This is a genomic window from Magnetovibrio blakemorei (assembly GCF_001746755.1).
GTDB classification, from domain to species: Bacteria; Pseudomonadota; Alphaproteobacteria; order Rhodospirillales; family Magnetovibrionaceae; genus Magnetovibrio; species Magnetovibrio blakemorei.
The window spans coordinates 59,507-81,250 of the sequence record NZ_MCGG01000055.1; the positions used below are offsets into that span (position 1 = coordinate 59,507).

At 54.7% G+C, this 21,744-nt stretch carries 23 protein-coding genes; 14 read left to right on the forward strand and 9 right to left on the reverse strand.

Annotated elements, in window-relative coordinates:
- Positions 1-58 precede the first annotated feature (58 nt).
- Positions 59-334, reverse strand: coding sequence for a BolA family protein (locus BEN30_RS14205; protein WP_069958988.1), 276 nt, complete (start codon positions 332-334; stop codon positions 59-61).
- A gap of 156 nt (positions 335-490) precedes the next feature.
- Between BEN30_RS14205 and BEN30_RS14210 the strand changes: the two genes are divergently transcribed.
- The 5 genes from BEN30_RS14210 (at position 491) to BEN30_RS14230 (ending at position 5,417) form a co-directional block, all read left to right on the forward strand.
- Positions 491-1,108: a J domain-containing protein gene (locus BEN30_RS14210; protein ID WP_084005597.1), complete on the forward strand. Its 618-nt coding sequence runs from the start codon at positions 491-493 to the stop codon at positions 1,106-1,108.
- Between the two features lie 89 nt (positions 1,109-1,197).
- Positions 1,198-2,202, forward strand: a complete 1,005-nt coding sequence (gene cobS, locus BEN30_RS14215) for a cobaltochelatase subunit CobS (RefSeq protein WP_069958989.1) — start codon at positions 1,198-1,200, stop codon at positions 2,200-2,202.
- Between the two features lie 25 nt (positions 2,203-2,227).
- Positions 2,228-4,102, forward strand: coding sequence for a cobaltochelatase subunit CobT (gene cobT / locus BEN30_RS14220; RefSeq protein ID WP_069958990.1), 1,875 nt, complete (start codon positions 2,228-2,230; stop codon positions 4,100-4,102).
- Positions 4,103-4,285: 183 nt separating this feature from the next.
- Entirely contained in the window at positions 4,286-4,702 is a 417-nt protein-coding gene (locus BEN30_RS14225) for a DUF2946 family protein (protein WP_139135045.1), read from the forward strand.
- 166 nt (positions 4,703-4,868) lie between these two features.
- Complete coding sequence (locus BEN30_RS14230; RefSeq protein WP_069958992.1) at positions 4,869-5,417, forward strand: copper chaperone PCu(A)C; 549 nt, start codon at positions 4,869-4,871, stop codon at positions 5,415-5,417.
- An 82-nt stretch (positions 5,418-5,499) separates the two neighbouring features.
- Here BEN30_RS14230 and BEN30_RS14235 read toward each other — a convergent pair whose 3' ends face one another.
- The gene (locus tag BEN30_RS14235; protein WP_069958993.1) at positions 5,500-6,087 is read right to left on the reverse strand and encodes a HupE/UreJ family protein; all 588 of its coding nucleotides are present in this window, start codon (positions 6,085-6,087) and stop codon (positions 5,500-5,502) included.
- Between the two features lie 97 nt (positions 6,088-6,184).
- On the opposite strand from BEN30_RS14235, the gene nikR reads away from it, so the two are divergent.
- A complete protein-coding gene (gene nikR, locus BEN30_RS14240; protein ID WP_211563423.1) occupies positions 6,185-6,613 on the forward strand; it encodes a nickel-responsive transcriptional regulator NikR in 429 nt (142 codons plus the stop codon).
- Positions 6,614-6,622: 9 nt separating this feature from the next.
- Here the strand turns inward: nikR and htpX are convergent, their stop codons facing one another.
- On the reverse strand, positions 6,623-7,606 hold the full coding sequence (gene htpX / locus BEN30_RS14245; RefSeq protein WP_069958994.1) for a zinc metalloprotease HtpX: 984 nt from the start codon (positions 7,604-7,606) through the stop codon (positions 6,623-6,625).
- A gap of 217 nt (positions 7,607-7,823) precedes the next feature.
- Here htpX and BEN30_RS14250 point away from each other — a divergent pair, with 217 nt between their 5' ends.
- Positions 7,824-8,606: a DUF3050 domain-containing protein gene (locus tag BEN30_RS14250; protein WP_084005609.1), complete on the forward strand. Its 783-nt coding sequence runs from the start codon at positions 7,824-7,826 to the stop codon at positions 8,604-8,606.
- A 17-nt stretch (positions 8,607-8,623) separates the two neighbouring features.
- Here BEN30_RS14250 and BEN30_RS14255 read toward each other — a convergent pair whose 3' ends face one another.
- The 5 genes from BEN30_RS14255 to BEN30_RS14275 all read right to left on the reverse strand — a co-directional run bounded on the left by BEN30_RS14255 (position 8,624) and on the right by BEN30_RS14275 (position 12,857).
- The gene (locus BEN30_RS14255; protein WP_069958996.1) at positions 8,624-9,367 is read right to left on the reverse strand and encodes a hypothetical protein; all 744 of its coding nucleotides are present in this window, start codon (positions 9,365-9,367) and stop codon (positions 8,624-8,626) included.
- Between the two features lie 137 nt (positions 9,368-9,504).
- Complete coding sequence (gene rpmB, locus BEN30_RS14260) at positions 9,505-9,795, reverse strand: 50S ribosomal protein L28 (RefSeq protein WP_069958997.1); 291 nt, start codon at positions 9,793-9,795, stop codon at positions 9,505-9,507.
- Between the two features lie 136 nt (positions 9,796-9,931).
- The gene (locus BEN30_RS14265; protein ID WP_084005598.1) at positions 9,932-10,705 is read right to left on the reverse strand and encodes an Hpt domain-containing protein; all 774 of its coding nucleotides are present in this window, start codon (positions 10,703-10,705) and stop codon (positions 9,932-9,934) included.
- A gap of 126 nt (positions 10,706-10,831) precedes the next feature.
- Positions 10,832-12,052, reverse strand: a complete 1,221-nt coding sequence (locus BEN30_RS14270) for an NADP-dependent isocitrate dehydrogenase (protein WP_069958999.1) — start codon at positions 12,050-12,052, stop codon at positions 10,832-10,834.
- 220 nt (positions 12,053-12,272) lie between these two features.
- Complete coding sequence (locus BEN30_RS14275; RefSeq protein ID WP_069959000.1) at positions 12,273-12,857, reverse strand: LOG family protein; 585 nt, start codon at positions 12,855-12,857, stop codon at positions 12,273-12,275.
- 164 nt (positions 12,858-13,021) lie between these two features.
- Here BEN30_RS14275 and BEN30_RS14280 point away from each other — a divergent pair, with 164 nt between their 5' ends.
- From BEN30_RS14280 to pssA, 5 genes are all read left to right on the forward strand, one after another.
- On the forward strand, positions 13,022-13,480 hold the full coding sequence (locus BEN30_RS14280) for a c-type cytochrome (protein ID WP_069959001.1): 459 nt from the start codon (positions 13,022-13,024) through the stop codon (positions 13,478-13,480).
- A gap of 1 nt (position 13,481) precedes the next feature.
- Positions 13,482-14,438 (forward strand): c-type cytochrome, encoded by a 957-nt coding sequence (locus tag BEN30_RS14285; RefSeq protein WP_084005599.1) that lies wholly within the window; start codon positions 13,482-13,484, stop codon positions 14,436-14,438.
- 136 nt (positions 14,439-14,574) lie between these two features.
- Positions 14,575-15,522 (forward strand): LysM peptidoglycan-binding domain-containing protein, encoded by a 948-nt coding sequence (locus tag BEN30_RS14290; protein ID WP_069959002.1) that lies wholly within the window; start codon positions 14,575-14,577, stop codon positions 15,520-15,522.
- Positions 15,523-15,578: 56 nt separating this feature from the next.
- On the forward strand, positions 15,579-16,331 hold the full coding sequence (locus BEN30_RS14295; protein ID WP_281201840.1) for a phosphatidylserine decarboxylase: 753 nt from the start codon (positions 15,579-15,581) through the stop codon (positions 16,329-16,331).
- The gene (gene pssA / locus BEN30_RS14300) at positions 16,331-17,164 is read left to right on the forward strand and encodes a CDP-diacylglycerol--serine O-phosphatidyltransferase (RefSeq protein WP_069959004.1); all 834 of its coding nucleotides are present in this window, start codon (positions 16,331-16,333) and stop codon (positions 17,162-17,164) included. The genes BEN30_RS14295 and pssA overlap by 1 nt, the downstream gene beginning before the upstream one ends.
- Positions 17,165-17,169: 5 nt before the next feature.
- Here the strand turns inward: pssA and BEN30_RS14305 are convergent, their stop codons facing one another.
- Positions 17,170-18,297, reverse strand: a complete 1,128-nt coding sequence (locus tag BEN30_RS14305; protein ID WP_069959005.1) for a DUF2336 domain-containing protein — start codon at positions 18,295-18,297, stop codon at positions 17,170-17,172.
- Positions 18,298-18,541: 244 nt separating this feature from the next.
- On the opposite strand from BEN30_RS14305, the gene BEN30_RS14310 reads away from it, so the two are divergent.
- Together BEN30_RS14310 and BEN30_RS14315 are read left to right on the forward strand one after the other, a co-directional pair.
- Positions 18,542-20,101 carry a PAS domain-containing sensor histidine kinase gene (locus tag BEN30_RS14310; protein ID WP_170827074.1) on the forward strand — a complete coding sequence of 520 codons (1,560 nt, stop codon included), beginning with the start codon at positions 18,542-18,544 and terminating at the stop codon, positions 20,099-20,101.
- Positions 20,102-20,232: 131 nt separating this feature from the next.
- Positions 20,233-21,738 carry a PAS domain-containing sensor histidine kinase gene (locus BEN30_RS14315; RefSeq protein WP_084005602.1) on the forward strand — a complete coding sequence of 502 codons (1,506 nt, stop codon included), beginning with the start codon at positions 20,233-20,235 and terminating at the stop codon, positions 21,736-21,738.
- Positions 21,739-21,744 lie beyond the last annotated feature (6 nt).

The following is a 21,744-nucleotide window of genomic DNA, read 5'->3' on the forward strand; positions in this document are numbered from 1 at the left end:
ATGCACTTGTTCAGAAAATTTGCCCCCATAATCGCGCCATAACGCTTTAAAGGCCCATTTATTCCTTAACTTCGCTTGGAGAGAACGTCTTCAGTTCCAAAGCATGAATTTGAGCGGTCATTTCTTGGGCCAAGGCCGCATACACCATGCGCTGCCTCTGTACCCGACTTTGACCTTCGAAAGCGCTGGAGACCACGGTTACGGCAAAATGGCTTTCCCCACTGGGGTGCGCACCGGCATGGCCAGCATGCTTGGCACTGTTATCAATAACTTCAAGGTGCTCGGGGCTTAATGCCGCCGTCAATTTTTGTTCGATGGTCGTGCACACGCGCATAATGTCATCCTCAATAGGGCTGTTCCTGGAAAGAGAAGTAAGGTATTTGTCCGCAAGATCAAGACCCAATGCAGCTCAACGCCCCCTATCGTGCGTCTTTATGCACGCAGGTGTGTGCAGCTTGCATGACGAACACGGAAGTCCCATAGTTAAAATATGGCCAACCAAGCACGCAAACCTGGGCTAGACGCCCCGTTTAAAACGCGTTCCAAGCGTGCTCGTACGGAACAAGCGCCCAGTATGCGCGTCTGTGATCGGCAAGGCTGCTCACAAGAGGGCACTTTTCGCACCCACCGATCACCGCGCGAAATGGGCAGTCATGTGTGGTATTGCGACGACCACATCCGCGAACACAATAAGGCGTGGAATTATTTTGACGGCCTCACCGACGAAGAAGTCGAAGCCGTCATCAAAAACGATACCGTCTGGCAACGCCCCACGTGGGAGCTGGGCTCCAAGGCCGACCAAGCGAAGGCCCGCGCTTTTGCCGCGGGGGGGCGCATTCAAGACGACTTTGGCCTGTTTAACGATGCAACGGGGCATACCCAAGATCAAAGAAAAAATCGCATTTTCCACCCCGACACCCCGGAAGCCAAGGCTTATGCGATCCTTGACCTGTCGCCCCCCATCACCATCGAAGATTTAAAGGCGCGCTATAAGAAGCTTGTCAAACGCCACCATCCCGACGCCAACGGCGGCAGCAAGGAGGCGGAAGAGGCGTTCAAAGAAATCGCCCTTGCATATCAGACGATCCTGAAACACTTTAGTGGCTAGGGCAACGCCCCCTAAATCGTCTTTACTTCGCCTCCCCTGGGCACCGATACCCAAGCGCCATCGGGCCCAACACACAAACGGAATGCATTATGACCGTCGCCATCAAAACAGCCGCGCACAAGTCCGCCTTTCCCTTAAGCGCCCCAGACATCAGCGTTGATGTGCGCCAGACCTTCGGTCTGGACGTGGACATGGAAACGCCCGCCTTTTCCCAAGGTGAAGAGCACGTGCCCGCCATTGATGAAAACTATCAGTTTGATTTCGACACCACGTTGGCCATCTTGGCGGGTTTCAAGCACAACCGCCGGGTGATGATTCAAGGCTATCACGGCACCGGAAAATCAACCCATATCGAACAAGTGGCGGCGCGTCTGAACTGGCCCATGATCCGCGTCAACTTAGACAGTCACGTCAGCCGCATTGATTTGGTGGGCAAAGACGCCATCGTCTTAAAAGACGGTCAACAAGTAACGGAATTTCGCGAAGGCATTTTGCCGTGGGCATTGCAAAACCCGGTGGCGATTGTGTTCGACGAATACGACGCGGGCCGTCCCGACGTGATGTTCGTGATTCAGCGCGTTTTGGAAGTCGAAGGCAAACTGACGTTGCTCGACCAAAGCCGCGTGATCAAACCGCACCCCTACTTTCGCCTGTTTTCCACCACCAACACCATCGGTCTGGGCGACACCACGGGGCTGTACCACGGCACCCAGCAAATCAACCAAGGGCAAATGGACCGTTGGAACATCGTCGCAACGTTGAACTACCTGCCCCACGATGATGAGACGAAAATCATTTTGTCCAAGGTCAAAGACTATCAAAATGACGAAGGCCGGGCCATCGTGTCCGCCATGGTGCGGGTGGCCGATCTCACCCGTGAAGGCTTTGTCAGCGGCGACATCTCCACCGTTATGAGCCCGCGTACGGTTCTGACGTGGGCGGAAAATGCACAAATTTTCAGCGATGTCGGCACCGCATTCCGCATGAGTTTCCTCAACAAATGCGACGAGATGGAACGCGCCATCGTGGCTGAATATTACCAGCGCTGCTTTAACAAAGAGCTGCCCGAATCGCTGATCAAAACCAAAACCTGAGCCCAGCTGGAGAGCCCCTTAGGCCATGTCCAAGGCAGAACCGCTCAACGAAACGCTGAAACGCGCCACCGCGTCAACGCTCAAGGCCATGAGCCAAAAGCGCGACATGGTGGTGAGCTTCGCGCGCGGTCAAAGTGGGGCGTCGTATACGAACGCAGCCGCCATCTTGCCGGAACCCGAACCTGAACCGCATTTGAAGCCCAACGATATTTTGCGTCTGCGCGGCCAATCGGATGCCTTGGCGATGCGTTTGCAGTTTCATGACAAAAATCTGCACAACCGTCTAATGCCTGCGGGTGACGAAGCCCGCAGTGTTTTCAATGCCTTAGAACAGGCGCGCGTCGAAGCGGTGGGTGGCCGCATCTACCCCGGTGCCGGACACAACATGGCGACCATGCACGAACAGGCCGCCGCCCCATTTCGCACCGTGTTTGATCGCGACCCTCAACACATGGCCCAGGCTTTGGCCATGATGGCTCGCGAACGTTTTACGGGGGAAACTATTCCCGAAGCGGCAGGGACGCTGATTGAACAATGGCGTCCTTGGTTGGACACCAAAGCCCCTGGGCAACTGGACAAGCTGGCACAAGCGCTCGCCAACCAAGCCGACTTCGCGCGGGAAGCCGGCATGTTGATGAAAGCGCTTGAACTGCTGAACGAACTGCCCGGCGAAAGTGAATCCGACGCACAATCTGACAACGATGCACAAAACCAAGACCAGGACGATCAAACGTCCGATGACGAAAGTCCGGAAGGCAGCGACGATCAAGACGGTGCGGGCGCGGTGGGCACTGATGCGCTCAGCGCTGAGTTTTCCGACGGCCTTGACGGCGATGGTGGACAAGACGAAGACATGATGACGGGCGGCGAAACGCCTGCGGGTCCCACCGAGCATGACGATGCCTGGCCGCTGAACGCCCCCAACGACAACAAGCCCTACCGCCCTTACACCACCCAATTCGATCAAGTGATCGACGCGGAGGACTTAAGTGAAGCGGACGAGTTGCACCGCCTGCGTGAACAGCTCGATCGGCAATTGGACAAACTGCAAGGGGTGGTGACCAAACTCGCCAATCGCCTGCAACGGCGCTTGCTGGCCAAGCAAACCCGATCATGGGAATTCGATTTGGAAGAAGGCTTACTGGATGTCGCGCGGCTGTCGCGGGTGGTGATTGACCCCTATGCGCCGCTGTCGTTCAAAGAAGAAAAAGACGCTGATTTCCGCGATACCGTGGTGTCGTTGCTGATTGATAATTCCGGCTCCATGCGCGGACGGCCGATCACCATCGCCGCCATCAGTGCAGATGTCATGGCGCGCACCCTGGAACGCTGTGGCGTCAAAGTCGAAATCTTGGGATTTACCACCCGCGCCTGGAAAGGCGGGCTGTCGCGTGAGCATTGGGTTGAACAGCACAAACCGGAAAACCCCGGTCGCCTGAACGATTTGCGCCACATCATCTACAAAGCCGCCGATGCCCCATGGCGGCGCGTGCGGCGCAATTTGGGGCTGATGCTGAAAGAAGGCATTCTTAAGGAAAACATCGATGGTGAGGCCTTGATGTGGGCGCACAACCGGTTGCTGGCCCGCCCCGAACAACGGCGTATTTTGATGGTGATTTCCGACGGTGCGCCGGTCGATGACGCCACCCTCAGCGTCAATCCCGGCAATTATTTAGAACGCCACCTGCGCGATGCCATTGAATGGATCGAAACCAAATCCTCGGTTGAACTGATCGCCATCGGCATCGGTCACGATGTCACGCGCTATTACAAACACGCCGTGACGCTGCTGGACGCCGAAGACTTAGGCGGCACAATCATGTCGGAACTGGCTGATTTGTTTGATGAAGACAGCAAAACTTCCGCGCAAAAGAAGCACCGGAAACATCGCGCTTTATAAAAACAGCGAACATAATTCTTGCCTCTTGTCCTATATCGCATAAGATCAATGTAATGAAAGCGAACGTAAAGTTCGTATACGATTTGCAACGGGACATTGAACCCGGCCGATAGAGTGGCCGACCATGAGTCCATGAAAAGGATGAACTTGATACGCGTGCAGTTCTCACGTGCAATCCGGTACATGCGCAACACCCTTCAGATTTCACATCGGGGTGCGGCGCAAATGGCGTTGTTCGCCATGCTTTTCCAGGCCATGGTCCCGCTGAGTGTGGCCATCCCGCTTCCGGCGGATTCGGACCTTCATGATGGTCGTTCCGCCTCCAACTTCTACCTCGTAATTTGCACGGCCTTTGGTGCACAGTCCCAAGCGGACGTTTCCGGGGAACCTCTGGACAAGGTTCCTTCCGACGTTATGCCTTGGGACTGCCCGGTCTGCCAAGTGCAGACCATCGCCCAAGGACTGGTTCCGCCGTCGCCCCAGGTGACGTTCATCCCCTCCTTCCTCCCTCGGGGATGCCCATTACCTGATGCGCGCGACCAACGAACTGCGCTTTGGAGCGCCGCGCCCGGCCAAGCCCGCGCCCCGCCCCTGGCTTAACCCACACTTACTTCCCAACCAATCCGCACTCAGGCCGGCAATTAGGACGGTCGGCCTGGGTGTGTGATGGTGCTAATCTATTCACTGTTTTTATGCCGCCCATGCCCCGCGCCACCGCGCTGAATGGTCTGAGCGATGCTCTGCAAAATTTTAAGGATCACACAACATGTACACGTTCAAATCACTTTTTGCCGCCACCGCACTTGCCGCCGTGACCTTTTCGGGCGCTGCCCTGGCCGGTGACATGACGATCTCCCAGCCTTGGGCACGGGCCTCTGCAGGCATGGCCAAAGCAGGCGCGGCATTCATGACCCTTCACAATGATACGGGCATGGACGACACCCTGATCGCCGCAAAATCTGACGTGGCATCGCGCGTTGAACTGCACACCCACCTGATGGAAGGCGGAGTGATGAAAATGCGCGAAGTCAAAGGTGGCATTCCCGTCAAAAACGGCGCGTCCCAAGACCTTAAACCCGGCAGCTACCACGTGATGTTTATGGGCCTGAAGGCGCCGTTTCAAGAAAACAGCACCTTCCCCGTGACATTGGTGTTTGAACACGCGGGCGAAAAATCCATTGTCGTTGAAGTCAAAGGCCCCGGCGCCATGTCAGGCGCCATGTCAGGTGATATGACGCCGCACAATATGGGCGGCATGAAGCAAATGAAGCAGATGCAGGAAATGCAACACTCCACCATGCCTCCGATGAAGTAATCGCTTTTAGCTTCCATTAAAAAGGCCGGGGCTTATCGCTCCGGCCTTTTTTTCTGCATTTTTTCAAATGAAAACGGGGGCGTCAGGAAATCGCCATGCTGACCCCGGCAGCCGCGATCGCCGCACCACCGACACGCGCCACAAGCATCGCAGACTTTTCAATATACGCGCGCAGAGCCAGGCTGAGCCCCATCCCCAAGGCGTGAAGCGTCGCCGTTACCAGAATGAAGCCAATGCTGTATTGTGCGCCGTGTGCATTCATGGGCATTTCCGTGCCGTGTGCATATCCATGAAACAAGGCGAATACCCCGACCAGCGCCATGGCAGCCGACAACGGCATTTTGCCGCCCCAAGCAACCACAGCGCCCAAAATAATCACGGAACCAATAATGCCTTGTTCAACAAAAGGCACACCAACACCAGTGACACCAAGAACGCCCCCCAATGCCATCACCGACACAAAGCTGGCAGGCACCAACCACAGGCCACGCCCCCCCAACTGGACCGCCAAAACACCCACCGCAACCATGACCAAAATATGATCCAAGCCGCTGATCGGGTGAGAAAGGCCTGCCAGAAGGCCACTGACCTCACCGGCCCCCGTATGCGCCATCGCCGGGCTCGCCAATAAAGTCACCAATCCTGCAAATCCAAAAATCACACGTTTCATCTTCAATCCCCTGTATAGTTAGAAACTTATGTTTCAATAACAAAAAGCGAGTATGACGAATCTTATATTAATCATATTCAGATTTTTGGGGCGTGCAATGAAAGAAAAAAAAATGATGGAACGGGTCACCATCACACTCGATGCAGACCTGTTGTCGCAGTTCGATGCTTACATGGACAAACACGGCTATGACAATCGTTCGGAAGGCATTCGTGATGCGATTCGCCAACTTCTGGCCGATGACCGGATCGCCGCCGACGAAAACGCCCCGTGTGTAGGGTGTGTCACATACGTCTACGATCACCAAGAACGCCTGCTGTCCTCACGACTGATGGAAGCCCAACACCATCACCACGACGTTCCCGCCGCAACGTTGCATCTGCATATTGATGAAAGAAACTGCCTAGAGGCCACGGTGCTGAGAGGCTCTGTCAAAGATGTGCGCCACCTGTCCAATCACTTGACCTCACAGACCGGGGTCAAGCATGGCCGCCTGCACCTCATTCCCGTGGACGCACCGAAATAAAAGACGGCCCTAAGCCCAAGGCCCTCGTTTGCCTGGGCGGGCGCGGGTACGCGCCCCGGCGCGGGGCACGGAACTGGATCGCCGAGAACGTTGCTCGGGCCTTTCTGGGTGGGGTTGGTGGGCACGTACAGATGTGGGCGCCTCTTGGGCCATGTCTTCCGCCAACGCCTGCAACCGGGCGATGCGGTTTTTCATGTTGGGGTGGGTGGAAAACAGATTGTCCATGGATTTGGTGTGCAGCGGATTGACGATAAACATATGCGCCGTGGCTGGATTTTGCTCGGCCCGCGCATTATCGATGTGCTTGGCCCCTTGCTCCAATTTGGCCAGTGCGGACGCCAACCACGATGGTTGGCCACATATTTCGCTGCCGATACGATCGGCCTCGTATTCCCGAGTACGGGAAATGGCCATCTGCACCATCATTGCCGCCAGCGGAGCCAAGATCATCACCAAGATGACACCGACGATCCCCAACGGGTTATTGCGACTATCGCCGCGGCCAAAAAACATCGCGAAATTGGCGAGCATCGACAGCGCACCGGCAATCGTTGCGGTCACGGTCATAATCAGCGTATCGCGGTTTTTCACATGCGCCAATTCGTGCGCCATAACCCCCGCCAACTCGCTGGGGCTCAAAAGCTTCAACAGCCCTGACGTTGCCGCCACGGCAGCATTTTGCGGGTTGCGCCCGGTGGCAAAGGCATTGGGCTGGTCTTCGTCAATGATGTAAACCTTGGGCATCGGCAGGCCGGCTTGACGCGACAACATCGCCACCAAGTCGTAAAACTCAGGCTGCGCGCCCCGGCTGACTTCGCGCGCGCCATACATCTTGAGGACCATTTTATCGGATGACCAATAGGCCCAGAAATTCACCCCAATGCCAAACACCAGGGCAATCGCCATACCCGTCTCGCCGCCCAGCATCAGGCCTGCGCCCATAAATAGCGCCATCAGGCCTGCCAGCAAAATGGCCGTGCGCATGTAACCCATCAAAAGTCCTTTCGCCTAAGCATCAAATGCTGTGCATCAAACGTATTGTGTTCCTAGCCCGTGAGATAGGCGCGCCCCCCCTTGGGCGTCAAGACCCGTACTTCACAATAGACCGCATCAGGAAATGCGGGTTTTGCTTTACCGTTTGCCTGAAACCCAGTTAAAATGCCCTCCACTTTGGCCCACGTCTCAATCAACAATCGGACAACCGATGCAAATGACTTTTAATCTTGATCTCATCATCCCCGCGCGCGAGCGTTTGGCCCGACATCCCGTTTACGAATCCGTGCGTACGGTCAACGATTTACGCGTGTTTATGCAGCACCATGTCTTTTCAGTGTGGGATTTCATGTCGCTGGGCAAAACCCTGCAAAACGAGCTCGCCCCCATCCAGGTGCCCTGGGCCCCCAAGGGTGACCCGGTGGTGCGCCGCTTCATCAATTCAATTATTTTGGAAGAAGAGACCGACGTGGGCCTGCCCGACAGCGGCCCGGAATTTCTCAGCCATTATGAGCTCTATCTAACCGCCATGGGTGAAATTGGCGCAAACACCGATACCGTGCAAGCTTTTGTCAACGTGGCTGCCAGCAAAGGCATTCACAAAGCCCTCAGCACCGAGGCTCTTCCCGATGCGTCGCGGGCCTTTACATCCCAGACCTTTGCCTTCATTGAAACGGGCAAACCCCATATTGTGGCAGCGGCGTTTGCGCTGGGACGCGAGCACATCATCCCCACCATGTTTCGCTCAATCCTCAAAGACATGTCGATCACTGCCGATGATGCACCGGCCTTTCACTTCTATCTGGAACGCCACATTCATTTAGACGAAGATTTTCACGCGCCATTGTCCTTGCGCATGTTGGACGCCTTCATCGATGGCGATGCCAAAAAAGCCCGCGAGGCCGAAGAGGCCGCCCTGCAGGCGCTTGAGGCACGGACGCGGTTTTGGGATGGTGTCTTTGAGGCCCTGCCCGGCAACCAGGAAGCCGCAGCGCAGTAACGCGCTAAAGGTTCGACTTACGGTTTGAACGCAGGGTCATAACGGGTGTATGGCGGTGCCCCGGGCTCGTCAAACGGCGGTATGCGGTTCACCAGCGCTTCCAGCATCCGCAGCTCGGCGTCTGAGTGATCAATCACTTTGGCCTTCTCAATGGCAATCGGCGCGTCCGGACCGTAGATGTAGCGCGGCATATCGTGATGTCTGCTGAACACGGTTTCCAGCGCTTGGCCGCTGACGGCACTGGCCAAATCGGCGGTGCCATAACACACACACGCGTAGGTCCTCTCAGGCTCTATGGACGTGTAACAGGCGGTGCCGCGAATGCCGATGGTGGCCATCGGCGTAACGATGGACGTATCGGTTTTGCCAAACACCGCCAGCATCGCCCCCGCCGCCATCTTGATGGAGCCCGATAGGGCGCTGGCAGCTTCTGCCGCCTCTTCAAAGAGTTCGGGATAAAATTCGACTTCTGACATTTCGCGCAGCAAATAGACATGCTCTCCCAAAACGATCACACAACTGCTTTCTGCGCCCGTCATGCACACATCGCCGGGACGGACCACTTGGCCCACCTTTGCGGGCCGACCATTCAAGCGTACATCGCCCACAAGCTCTTGCACCCCGGCCTTAATCGGCAGCTGAGCCGCCTCTGCTGCCCCGGCACGCGCAACAAGGCTGAGCAACGCAGGCGCAAAACCTGATGCCAACAGCACGGAACGGATAAAGCCCCGTCGGGTGGGATGAAATTTTGAAAGATCCATTGTCAAAGTGTGCACGCCAGACCGTTAGAGATCAAGCTCTCTTGAAACATAGGTCCACAAAACAAAAGACCCGCTCAAATGAGCGGGTCTCTTGAATCTCTTATCCACAAAAGCGTGGATGAAGCACTTTTTACCGATTAAGCGGCTTTCGCAAGAGCGCGACGGATGCGGCGCTTCAGCTTCTGGGCTTCTTCGGTCAGCTTCAGATTGGATGTGCCCAACAGATAGGCGTCGAGGCCTCCATTGTGCTCAATCGTGCGGATGGTGCTGGCGCACACGCGCATGCTGACAGCATGGCCCATGGCGTCGCTCATCAACGAGACGTCCTGCAAATTCGGCAGGAAACGGCGGCGGGTCGTGTTGTGTGCGTGAGACACATTGTTACCGGTCTGAACGCCACGGCCGGTTAGGGCGCATTTACGGGCCATTGTTCGGCTCCTCAAGTGAAAACGGTGCAGGGCTACACCGCGTGCAGCCCCGAGTGCGCGGGTTTTACGTAATTTAGGACTATCCGTCAAGGGGGAAATGCCCAAAATCACGCAAGTTCTGATGAGAAAATGCCTACTATTTCCCCGCCTTGCGAATAAAGGACATCAATTCAAGCGAGAAGCGCGGGCCTTTTTTGATCAAGGTGGTGTGCGGCGGCAACGATTCGAGCGCTTCGTCACTGATCTCGTCAGCGGTCACCACCGCCACTTTGACGCTACGGGTCATTTTAAACATTTGCAGCACCCACGCCAGTTCGATGCCGGTCATCCGCTCCAAGACTTGGGTGGTGATGACATAATCGGGTTTCAGCGTCAGCGCCATATCGATGGCTTCAATGGCATTGTCCACAATCGTCACCTTGTAGCCCAACTGGGCCAATTCTTGAGAGATGATTTTGCGCTGCACGCCACGCGGCATGATCATCAGGGCCGAACCCTTGTCCAGGGCCCGAACGCCGCTTTGGCGTCGCCCGGTGGGCAAACTGCGCAGCATCATGTGAGCGAGATCGGTGTCCGGTTCTTCGCCCGAGATCAAAATGTCCGTGATGGTGTTGACGAACACCAGCAAATCTTCGCCCGCGACGGTGCTGACATCCCCGGTGGTTTCCAAATAATCCTCTAAACCGTGAGCCACCTTGGAAATGGTCGGAAAACCAAAAGACCCGCCGGCCCCTTTGATGGAATGAATGATGCGCTTAATTTCTAAAATATTGCGTTCACAATCGCCTGTACCAGAGCGCAAAGCCTCAATCTCGTCCTCGACGAGTTCCAATTTATCGCGCGTATGTTCAATGAATTCCTGGCGCATATCCGCCAGGATCATCTCAAGATCTGGATCAGTTGACGACATGAACACCCCCGCGTTCGACACTCAAATTCATAAGCCATCATCTTATATAGCTGACAGGGGCTCGCAAGTAAAAACCCCACCGAAATATTCGGTGGGGTTTAAAATTTTGCAAATCACCAGAAGCTCTTACCACGTGGCCATTTCAGCTTTGAGGTTTTCGTCCAGTTTTTCCAAAAATTGAGTGGTGGTCATCCACGCTTGATCCGGACCGATCAACAGCGCCAAGTCCTTGGTCATGTGTCCGGCCTCAACGGTGGCGACGCAGACCTTTTCCAAGGCTTCGGCAAACTTGACCACGTCCGGAGTACCATCGAACTTGCCGCGATAGGCAATGCCGCGGGTCCAGGCAAAGATCGACGCGATGGGATTGGTCGAGGTTTCTTTGCCGGCCTGATGTTGGCGATAATGGCGCGTCACGGTGCCGTGGGCCGCTTCGGCTTCGACCGTTTGCCCATCCGGCGTCAACAACACTGACGTCATCAGTCCCAGCGAGCCAAAACCCTGGGCGACGGTGTCGGATTGGACATCGCCGTCATAGTTTTTACACGCCCACACAAAACCGCCGGACCATTTCATGGCGCACGCCACCATGTCATCGATCAAACGGTGTTCGTAGGTGATCCCTGCGGCGTCAAATTTGGCTTTGAATTCAGTATCGAAGACCTCTTGAAACAGGTCCTTAAAGCGTCCGTCATAGGCCTTCATGATGGTGTTTTTGGTCGACAGATACACCGGCCAGCCCAAATCCAGGCCATAGTTCATGCAGGAGCGGGCAAAACCTTTGATAGAATCATCCAAGTTGTACATGGACATGGCAACGCCCGAGCTGGGGAAATTGAACACTTCGCGTTCAATCACTTCACCACCGTCTTCGGGCACGAACTTCATGGTCAGCTTGCCAGCGCCAGGCACCCGAAAGTCGGTGGCGCGGTACTGATCGCCAAAGGCATGACGACCAATTACGATGGGCTGGGTCCAACCTGGCACCAAGCGGGGCACGTTGGAACAAATGATCGGCTTGCGAAACACGGTGCCGCCAAGAATGTTGCGGATGGTGCCGTTGGGGCTTTTCCACATGGTCTTGAGACCAAATTCTTTGACCCGGTCTTCGTCAGGCGTGATGGTCGCGCATTTCACACCAACACGATAGGTCTTAATGGCTTCGGCGGCATCGATCGTGATCTGATCATCGGTCTCGTCGCGTTTTTCCATACTGAGGTCGTAGTATTTCAGATCCACATCCAGGTAAGGCAGGATCAGTTTGTTCTTAATGAAATCCCAGATAATACGGGTCATTTCATCGCCATCGAGTTCAACGATAGGATTGGCGACCTTAATCTTAGACATCCGCAATGCTCCTTAAGTTTTCCCCAGTTTATACGCAAGCGTCGGCATTCTGTTTCCGACAACACCCCCGGCGCTGGTTTCTCAGAACCTTTTGGTCAGGGCTTTTCCAAGCTGCTTATTGTGCAGATGCAACATAAGGTGCCCCACACACTTTGACAAGAAGAGAGCAACGCCCCAAGGCTTTCGTCCTAAATGTCCAAAGGACGCAACGACGTAGGCTTTACAAGTGGCTGGTCAGCACGATGTTATCGGCGTCGGGGGCCGCTTCAATGGCATCAAAAATATCTTCAACATCATCGACCACCTGGAAAAGGTCTTTGATTTTGTGGTGGCCGAAGCCGCCTTCGACAACGCGATCAATCAAGGCCAGATACGGGTCCCAATAGCCGTTGGTGTTGACAAAAATAATCGGCTTATTGTGCTGTTGAAGCTGCTTCCAGGTGATGATTTCAATGCTTTCATCCAACGTGCCGAGGCCGCCGGGCAAGGCGACAAAGGCGTCGGAAAGCTCGAACATTTTGGCTTTGCGGTTGTGCATACCGTCCACCACGACCTCTTGGGCCCCTTCGACCACGCCGACTTCATAGGCGCGCAAAAACTCCGGAATGATGCCCAAAACTTCGCCCCCGGCCGCGACTGCGGCGTTCGCCACCACCGCCATCATGCCAATGCCGCCACCGCCGTAAATCAGTTTCACGCCCCTTTCCCCCAGCAACCGGCCCAATTTTTCGCCTTCCCGGGCATGGGCCGGATCGGAACCGATCCGCGATCCACAAAACACACACAGTGACGTCAATTTGCTCATAGCTATCCCCTTGGTCTATTCGAAAGCCTTTGTAGCGCGCCCGTCATTCCTGTCCAAGTGCTCTCATCAACGACACAAAAAATTAAAATGCTTTTCTTCAAACGATACTAAACTACATCTTAGTTGTGGGCGGTCTTTGCCCGAAACGTTAGGGAGTATTTTTCATGACCTTCAAAAAACACCTTCTGTTCGTCACAGCCATCCTCGCCGTAAGCGCATTCACGCCCCCCGCGATGGCCGATGGCGATGGTGAAATCAAATACCGCAAATCGGTGATGAGTTCCATTGGCGGCCACATGGGCTCCATGGCGGCCATCTTGAAGGGGGCAAGTGCAAACGGCGCAAATTTTGCCGTCCATACCCAAGGCATGGCTGAGCTGTCAAAAATCGCCGGATCGATTTTCCCGGAAGGCTCTGATTTCGGCGAAACCGAAGCCCTTCCCGCCATCTGGGAGAAACCCGCCGATTTTGCTGGGGCCGTCAAAATGTTTCAAGGCGCCGCCGCAAATCTCAACACGGCAGCCATGTCGGGCGACATGGCCGCAAGCGGCGCGGCTTTTGGCGAACTTGGCAAGGCGTGCAAAAACTGCCATGAAAACTTCCGCGAGAAGAAAAAACAATAACGTGACCAGACCGCACAAAACGGACCAACACCGCAACAAAGCCCAGGTCATTTGCGTGGCCGGGGCTCTGGCGGTGGCGGTTTTTTTGTGCGCGCTTCCCGCCTCTACCCAAGACCTCATGGCCCAAAACCGCGGAGCCCAAGACCTTGTTGCTAACGGTGAGTACATCTTCAATCTTGCGGGGTGCGTAGGCTGTCACACGGACAAAAAAACCAGGGGGCCCCGCCTGGCGGGGGGGCGGGCCTTTAAAACCGACTTCGGTACTTTTTTCAGCCCCAACATTACGCCCGATTTAGATACGGGCATCGGCAAATGGACCTTCGCTGACTTTCGCCAGGCCTTGCGCGACGGCCTTCGCCCCGATGGCGCGCATTATTTTCCGGCCTTTCCGTACACGTCTTACACCCACATGACGGATGACGACATCAGCGCCCTGTGGGCGTATCTCCAGGCCCAGCCAAGCGTCTCAAAGCCCAATCAAGCCCATCAACTCAATGCCCCCTTCGGCTGGCGTTGGCTGGTCGGCTTTTGGAAGGCGCTCTATTTTGAAAAAGGTCCAAAGTCTGCGTGGCCGCGCGGACGCTATATCGCCGAGGCGTTGTCGCATTGCCCCGAATGCCACACCCCGCGCAATTGGCTCGGCGGTCAGAAAACCGACATGGCCTATGGGGGCACCCAGAAAAACCCCGAAGGCCTCACCATTCCCAACATCACACCTGACTTGGAAACCGGAACCGGGAAATGGAAATCCGGTGATTTTGAAATGCTTTTTTCCATCGGCATGTTGCCCGACGGTGACTTCGTTGGCGGGGTGATGGGCGAATCGGTATCACACTCCACCAGCAAAATGACCCTTGAAGATCGCAAAGCCCTGATCACCTATTTGCAATCCGTGGCCCCCGTCCACAATCAGGTCAAACCTAAGAAAGCGGAGAAATCAGGGACAGACGCGTGGTAATATCCCGAAAACCTCACCTTTTGGCGTAAAATATAACACCCCCTCTATCAGGGTGATTGCAGTGCACTCTCTGTGCATTTAGTGTTATAGACATGATTAAGAAGGGCCACCCTTAAGAACCAGGAGTTGGGGGACAGTGCAGAAATCCGTCATAGTAGGTGCGCTCGGTGTTGTGATCATCGCCGTTGCGGTTGGGCTCAGCGTCATGCTGGGCGATTCTGACGCGCCCATGACGGAGGCGCAAAGCCCTACAACTTCCCCTGCAACAGCCCAAGTTGAAAAAATCATCCCCCCGTCCTTTGACGTGGTGCGGGTGAACCCCGAAGGCAACGCGGTGATGGCTGGTCGCGCACATCCCGATAGCCACGTCGAAATCTTGGATGGTGAAACGGTTTTTGGCACCGTGGCGACGGATGGTCATGGCGAATGGGTATTTGTCCCCGAAACGCTTTTGCAACCCGGAGAACGCCGCCTGGGCCTGCGCATGCTGATGGACGGGCGTGAACCGCTGTTATCTGATCATGTGGTCATTTTGGTGGTGCCCGAACGCGGTGTCAGCAGCGACGGAGCCTTGGCGCTGAAAGTGCGTCGCGATGGCACCGGACCCAGTGAAGTTTTGCAAAAACCTGGCCCCGAAGACGTCTTCGGCGTTGATGCCGTGGATTACGGCGGCGGCAATTTAACCATCAGCGGCCATGCCAAACCGGGTCATGCGGTTCAGCTTTACGTCGACAATCACTTCATTGGCCGCTCTCTTGCCGATGAAGCGGGGCGCTGGCACATCACCCCTGAAACCGACATTGCACCGGGCACCTATAGCCTGCGGGCCGATATGGTTGATGATAGCGGCCAAGTCATCGCACGGCGTGAATTGCCCTTCCAACGCGCCGAACCTCAAGACATTGAAAGCCTGGCCCCGGGAAGTTTTGTTGTTGTACAGCCCGGCAACAGCCTGTGGCGTCTGGCCGAGCGCACCTACGGCAAGGGCCTGCGCTATCATATGATTTATGAGGCCAATCAAGACCTTATTCGCAATCCAAACCTGATTTACCCGGGCCAACTTTTCCGCCTTCCGGGTCAATAGGCTATATTTTGCGCCCCGTATTTGTCTAAAAATTCAAGACTTAACCTATTGCATCCGTGCAACTACAATGCGCGCAAACAAGATCGGGCCGCCGTCATCGGCCAACACATAAGGAATTGCATTTCGTGAAGACCATCTTGGTACCTATCAACCGCGCAGGTTGGCCGTTTATCGCTCTTTTTGCCGTCATCGCCTTGGCGCTGGGCGCTTATGCTGAGCCGTTGGGTTGGGTTGGCCTCGTGCTCACCTTGTGGTGCGTTTATTTCTTTCGCGATCCCGACCGCATGACCCCCACCCGTCAGGGCTTGGTGATTGCCCCCGCAGACGGGCGCGTGTGCTTGATCGACGAAGCCGTTCCCCCGGCCGAATTGGAGATGGGTGACGAGGCGCGCCCCCGGGTGTGCATCTTCATGAACGTCTTCAACGTGCATGTAAACCGTGCACCCATGGACGGGGTGATTTCAAAAATTGCGTATCGACCCGGCAAGTTCTTCAATGCCGAGCTCGACAAAGCCAGTGAATTTAACGAACGCATGTCGCTTTCCATGCACACGAAGACGGGGCACGACATTGCGTTTGTGCAAATTGCCGGACTGGTGGCGCGGCGCATCCTGTGCCAAGTCGAAGAAGGCACGCACATGCAAGCCGGACAACGCTTTGGCCTGATCCGCTTTGGTTCGCGCGTTGACGTTTATTTGCCCAAGGGTGGGCAATCGCTTGTGGCCGTCGGCCAGTTGACAACCGCCGGCGAAACCGTGATTGCGGATTTAGAGACTCCTGAGTCTGCCCGCACAGGTGAGGTACGTTGATGACGGATGTGAGCCCTGCGCTTCCCGAACACCCCAAGCGCCCAAAGCGTAGACGCTTGTCGCTGAATGTGATGATCCCCAATATGCTGACGCTGCTGGCGTTAAGCTCCGGCTTGACCGCTATTCGTTTTGCCTATGAAGGGCGTTGGGAACACGCGGCGCTGGCGATCCTGGCCGCCGCCATTTTGGATGCCCTGGACGGTCGCATTGCCCGACTGCTCAAAGGCACCTCCAAATTCGGCGCAGAACTGGATTCCTTGGCCGACATTCTCAGCTTTGGCGTCGCACCGCCCATGATGCTGTATTTCTGGTCATTGAAAGATATGGGCCGTGTTGGCTGGATTGTGGTGGTGCTGTTTGCGGTGAGCTGTGCATTGCGCCTGGCGCGCTTTAACACCGCTGCCGAAGACCCCAATCCCCCGGCGTGGTCGTCCACATTTTTTTCCGGCGTTCCGGCCCCCGCTGCGGCGGGGCTGGCCTTGCTGCCCATGATCATTTCGTTCAACCTGTTCGAAGAGTATGTGCGGCGTCCCGAGGTGGTTGCTGTTTTCATGGTGGTCGTGGCGTTGCTGATGGTCAGCTCCATCCCCACCTACTCGTTCAAAAAGGTCAAACTTCGCCCCAAGTGGGTATTGCCGTTGATGGTCACCGTCGGTCTGGTGATCGCCAGCATGCTCAGCGCACCGTGGGCGACATTGTCAGGTATATTGGCGGTGTACTTGGTTTCCATCCCGTTCGCCATTCGCAGTTACCGCACCATCTGCGCGCGTACCGGTAAATGCGACACCCAAGACGAAGACGACTTGGATGACGACGAAACCGACGACCTTTAAGGGGCCTATAAAAGGGAGTTTCTTTCCGGCACCAAATCACGAATTGCAGCCAGATAGTCTTTATCGCGACGCCACAAATCCAGGACTTTGAGCGCTTCCGCCCGATCTATGGTGCGGTAGATGTCCAATAAGATATTCACTTCGGCGCGGGTGGCGTCTGCGCGGCCGGGAGCGACCCGGCGGCTTTTGCGGTAGATGCTCACAAAATCATACTCAGAAAAATCTATGGCCTTGCACGCGATGGCAATCCCTTCGCCCGCCTTATCAAATACGATCCGGCGAATGACGACGTCGCTCAACTGGGTCAAATCTGAAAAGATCGCCAAAAACAGGGGGATTTCCCCATCCAACAGGGTTTTCACCAACATTTCCGGTGTGATCATGCCCCGTTCACGCAAACTTTTGATAAGTTCTGAGGAGAGGTCTATTTTTTCCATCAGGGTGGATTCATAACCTTCACGGGCCGCTTGCTCCAACAATCGATCTACGGAAGCGGTATCGATGTCATAGTGCTCAATGATGTGAAGGCGCAGAGCGGCTGAAACCCACATAAACATTTTTTTCGCCAACTCTTGCGGCAATTCCGTGCGCCTCAACAACGGCTCTTGGAACGTATCGACCCGTTTGGATTGATCGACCAAATATTCAAACGCCGCGTGGGAAATTTGTGCACTTTCATTTTCCAGCAACTGGGTAATCACGCCCTCATTTTGGGTTTCAATCAAGGCATCTGAGACCACCTCACTGATGCCATCGCGGAGCGTGATGGCCAAATGGAATTCTTCCGTGCGCAAGCGAATGATTTCAATGAGATCTTCGTCGCGCAGCACTTTGCTTTTGGTCAAAATGGGATAGGCCACTTCCAATTCGTCCGAAGCCAGTTCCTTAACCAGAGCTCTCGGGACGTCGTCATCTGTGGCGAACTTTTCGCTCAACTTCTTGCGCACCGAAACCTCAACCTCGCGCACAAGCTGATGGATGATGTTGAACATAAGGCTTTTTTCACGATCGCTCAGCACAGTCCCTTGATCTTCAAAGAGACTGTCAACGATCGCAGCGAGTTCCGTCTTGCTCTCGGCCGTTTTTTCGCGAGCCAAATCCAGCAAACGGCCCGCATCCAGCGTCGGTTTCATGCTGACCTCGTGATCATGGGTATTCTCAGGGCTCCATCGTAGAGTAGCATAGCTGCTTTTGCTGTCGCGGTCATTAGATGCATTCACATGTACCATAACGGCAAAGGCGCTGCCGCTTCTCTACACTCAGTTGTTATATATTGTGCATAAATTGCCCTTATTAAATGAAATATTCTCTTTATAATCCTTATGATTTATGGTTAATGATAATACCCGTTCCGAATCATTTAAGGTGTTACGACCAGTGAATGCGCTTCGTGCCCGCAAGCCCAGGAATTGGCCCTCATTCTCCGGCAATGCCGAAGAAAGGGCATCGAGTGCGCTTTCGCGGCTTGAAGATATGTCGCGCCTCGTTTCCGAAGTGATTTGGGAGATCGATAAGGCTGGCGCGCTGGTGTTCGTGTCCAAACGCTGTACCGAAGTTTTCAATCTTTTACCGCAACAAATGATCGGTAAAAAGCTGACCGATTTTGGCACCTTTTACGGTTCGGACGACGCTGAAAAAGAACCCGATTGGTCTCTCCCCTTTCGTGATCACCTGTTCAAGATTGAAAATAAAGACGGCTCTGTGCGGTCCTACATGTTTAATGGCTTGCCGCATTTTGACAAAGATACATGGCAGCTCATGGGCGTTTACGGCACCGCTGAGGACATCAGCGAAAAGCTGGAGGCGAACAAGCAACTGCGCATGCTGTCGGAAATTATCGAACAAAACCCCTCCATGGTTTTTGTCACCGATTTGACCGGCACCATTGAGTACGTCAACACCATGTTCACGACCATGACGGGCTACACCAAAGAAGAAACGATTGGGCAAACTCCACGCATATTGCAATCGGGCCTTACACCGAAAGCGGTCTATGAAGACATGTGGGCGGCCATCTTGTCCGGACAAAAGTGGCAAGGTGAGATTCAAAACAAGCATAAAGACGGCAGGGTTTTTTGGGCCAACTTAACCGTCAATCCAATTGCGTTGTCTTCGAAGACGATCAATCATTTTGTGGCCGTGCACGAAGACATCACGGAACGTAAACTGGCCGAAGAGCGCCTCACGTTGGCGAAAGAGCAGGCGGAAATTGCGTCCAAGGCAAAGTCCGAGATTCTCGCCAACACCAGTCACGAGTTGCGCACCCCCTTGAACGCCATCATCGGGTTTTCCAGTTCGATCAAAAACGGCATTTTTGGTCCTCTCAACAATCCGGCGTACGACGATTACATTGATATCATCAAGGAATCGGGCGAGCATCTGCTGTCATTGATCAACGACATCTTGGACGTCGCCTCCCTGGAAGCCTCACAGATCCATTTGTACACCGACACCTTCAAATTGATCGACGTTTTGGAATCTTCTTTGCGTTTGGTCTTGCCGCGCGCCCAACAAGCGGATATCACCATCACCTATCCGAATATCGACAAAAATCTTTATCTGTGCGCCGATGAACGGCGCATCAAACAAGTTTTCATAAATCTGTTGTCCAACGCCGTGAAATTCACCGCCAAAGGTGGATCAATCGTCATTTCTGCGACCTTAGAACAAGACGGCGGTTTAACCATCGCCGTGACCGACACTGGCATCGGCATGGATGAAGCCGACATCACCAAAGCCATGACCCAGTTCGGCCAAGTGGAAAGCGACCACACGCGCAAATATCACGGCAACGGCTTAGGACTGCCGCTAACCCAAGGGTTGGTGGAACTGCATGGCGGCACCCTGCACATTGACAGCCAAAAGGGCACAGGGACGACGGTGAGTGTGCAACTGCCCAAGGCCTGCGTCGCCGAATTCGCAGGACTTGAAATTTAATCATAATCTCAAGGGATGAGCAGAATGCAAATGGATGCGCATACATATGTGTTGCACCCACCGCTCAGTTCGAGGACAATCCTAGATGAACGTGGGGGCGTTCAGAAAACAAAATAGGCGTTAGTGTTCATATGGTTGATCTTGCTGCCCCCGCACAGCGACCCCACCCCACCAGATCTGCCCGCGTACAATATTGGCCCGGAACACCCATTCCTGTTGTGGCCGTCCTGATTGTCATCGCAGCCAGTGTCTTAACGTTTGACTTAATCATGCCGCTTGGTGTGGCGGGTGGTGTTCCTTATATCGCGTTGGTGCTCGCGGGGTATTGGCTCAATGATCGTCGCCACATTTACACCTTGGCCGTCATCGGCTCCGTGCTCACGATGGTGGGCTACCTCGGATCACCGGACGGGGGCATTCCTTGGGTGGTTTTGACCAACCGCGCCCTTGCGCTGTTTGCCATTTGGACCGCAGCCTTTTTGACCTATTCTTACAAAAAAGCCGAACGCCGCGAGCGCATCCTGTCCCATGCCGTTGAACAAAGCGGCGACTTGGTGTTTATCACCGATCTCAAGGGCGACATTATCTATACCAACACACAATTCACGGCTGTTACGGGATACGAACAATCCGAAGTGCTTGGCAAAAACCCTCGTTTTCTCAAATCAGGGCACACGCCTTCCGAAACCTATAAACATTTGTGGGAAAATTTGCTGGCTGGGAAATCTTGGCGCGGTGAAATTCAGGACCGCTGTAAGGATGGCAGCTTGTATTGGGCCGCGGCCCGCGTCACCCCCATCCGCGACAGAGATGGTCAAATCACCCATTTCCTCGCCATGCACGAAGACATCACCGCACGCAAAACCGAACATCAACAGCTCATCACCGCCCGTGTAGAAGCGGAAATGGCCAACCGCACCAAATCTGAATTTTTGGCCAACATGAGCCACGAATTACGTACCCCACTCAATGCCATCATCGGTTTTTCCAATTTGTTGAAGAACAAAACCGTCAGCGGCATTTTGGGGAATAAGCAACTGGAATACGTCAACGACATTCATGAATCAGGCGAACATCTTCTGGAACTCATCAATGACGTTTTGGACGTGTCCGTGATTGAAGCCCAAAGCCTCAATCTCCAAGAAGAGCTCATCGACCCCATCAAAGCCGCCAGGGCCGCTTTGCGCATTGTTGCCGGGCGCATTGATGACGGACAGTTGAACCTGGTGGAAAGCCTCGACGTGCCTGACGTTGAAATTTACCTCGACGAAAGGCGCTTTAAACAAATTTTGCTCAACCTGCTGGCCAACGCCGTCAAGTTCACCCCCGAAGGCGGACGTGTGGAACTCTTAGCCAAATACCAACCGGGCGATAAGCTTTGTTTTAGCATCAAGGATACAGGCATCGGCATGGATGCCGATGAATTGGCAAAGGCGCTCACCAAATTCGGCCAGGTTGATAGCAGCCTCGCGCGGCGCTATGAAGGCACCGGGTTGGGTCTGACGTTGGCCACCGGACTTGCCGAAGCCTTGGGCGGAAGCCTGAAACTCACCAGCGAAAAAGGCGTCGGCACAACGGCCACGCTGACGTTTTCTGCCAAACGCATCGCACACCGCCCTGATCAAACTTCACATTAAGTCTCG

Bases quoted from the DNA above. Each gene is read 5' to 3' on its own strand.
- BEN30_RS14205 (WP_069958988.1), bottom strand. From the start codon at position 334: ATGCGCGTGTGCACGACCATCGAACAAAAATTGACGGCGGCATTAAGC.
- BEN30_RS14210 (WP_084005597.1), top strand. From the start codon at position 491: ATGGCCAACCAAGCACGCAAACCTGGGCTAGACGCCCCGTTTAAAACG.
- cobS (WP_069958989.1), top strand. From the start codon at position 1,198: ATGACCGTCGCCATCAAAACAGCCGCGCACAAGTCCGCCTTTCCCTTA.
- cobT (WP_069958990.1), top strand. From the start codon at position 2,228: ATGTCCAAGGCAGAACCGCTCAACGAAACGCTGAAACGCGCCACCGCG.
- BEN30_RS14225 (WP_139135045.1), top strand. From the start codon at position 4,286: ATGCGCAACACCCTTCAGATTTCACATCGGGGTGCGGCGCAAATGGCG.
- BEN30_RS14230 (WP_069958992.1), top strand. From the start codon at position 4,869: ATGTACACGTTCAAATCACTTTTTGCCGCCACCGCACTTGCCGCCGTG.
- BEN30_RS14235 (WP_069958993.1), bottom strand. From the start codon at position 6,087: ATGAAACGTGTGATTTTTGGATTTGCAGGATTGGTGACTTTATTGGCG.
- nikR (WP_211563423.1), top strand. From the start codon at position 6,185: ATGAAAGAAAAAAAAATGATGGAACGGGTCACCATCACACTCGATGCA.
- htpX (WP_069958994.1), bottom strand. From the start codon at position 7,606: ATGGGTTACATGCGCACGGCCATTTTGCTGGCAGGCCTGATGGCGCTA.
- BEN30_RS14250 (WP_084005609.1), top strand. From the start codon at position 7,824: ATGACTTTTAATCTTGATCTCATCATCCCCGCGCGCGAGCGTTTGGCC.
- BEN30_RS14255 (WP_069958996.1), bottom strand. From the start codon at position 9,367: ATGGATCTTTCAAAATTTCATCCCACCCGACGGGGCTTTATCCGTTCC.
- rpmB (WP_069958997.1), bottom strand. From the start codon at position 9,795: ATGGCCCGTAAATGCGCCCTAACCGGCCGTGGCGTTCAGACCGGTAAC.
- BEN30_RS14265 (WP_084005598.1), bottom strand. From the start codon at position 10,705: ATGTCGTCAACTGATCCAGATCTTGAGATGATCCTGGCGGATATGCGC.
- BEN30_RS14270 (WP_069958999.1), bottom strand. From the start codon at position 12,052: ATGTCTAAGATTAAGGTCGCCAATCCTATCGTTGAACTCGATGGCGAT.
- BEN30_RS14275 (WP_069959000.1), bottom strand. From the start codon at position 12,857: ATGAGCAAATTGACGTCACTGTGTGTGTTTTGTGGATCGCGGATCGGT.
- BEN30_RS14280 (WP_069959001.1), top strand. From the start codon at position 13,022: ATGACCTTCAAAAAACACCTTCTGTTCGTCACAGCCATCCTCGCCGTA.
- pssA (WP_069959004.1), top strand. From the start codon at position 16,331: ATGACGGATGTGAGCCCTGCGCTTCCCGAACACCCCAAGCGCCCAAAG.
- BEN30_RS14305 (WP_069959005.1), bottom strand. From the start codon at position 18,297: ATGAAACCGACGCTGGATGCGGGCCGTTTGCTGGATTTGGCTCGCGAA.
- BEN30_RS14315 (WP_084005602.1), top strand. From the start codon at position 20,233: ATGGTTGATCTTGCTGCCCCCGCACAGCGACCCCACCCCACCAGATCT.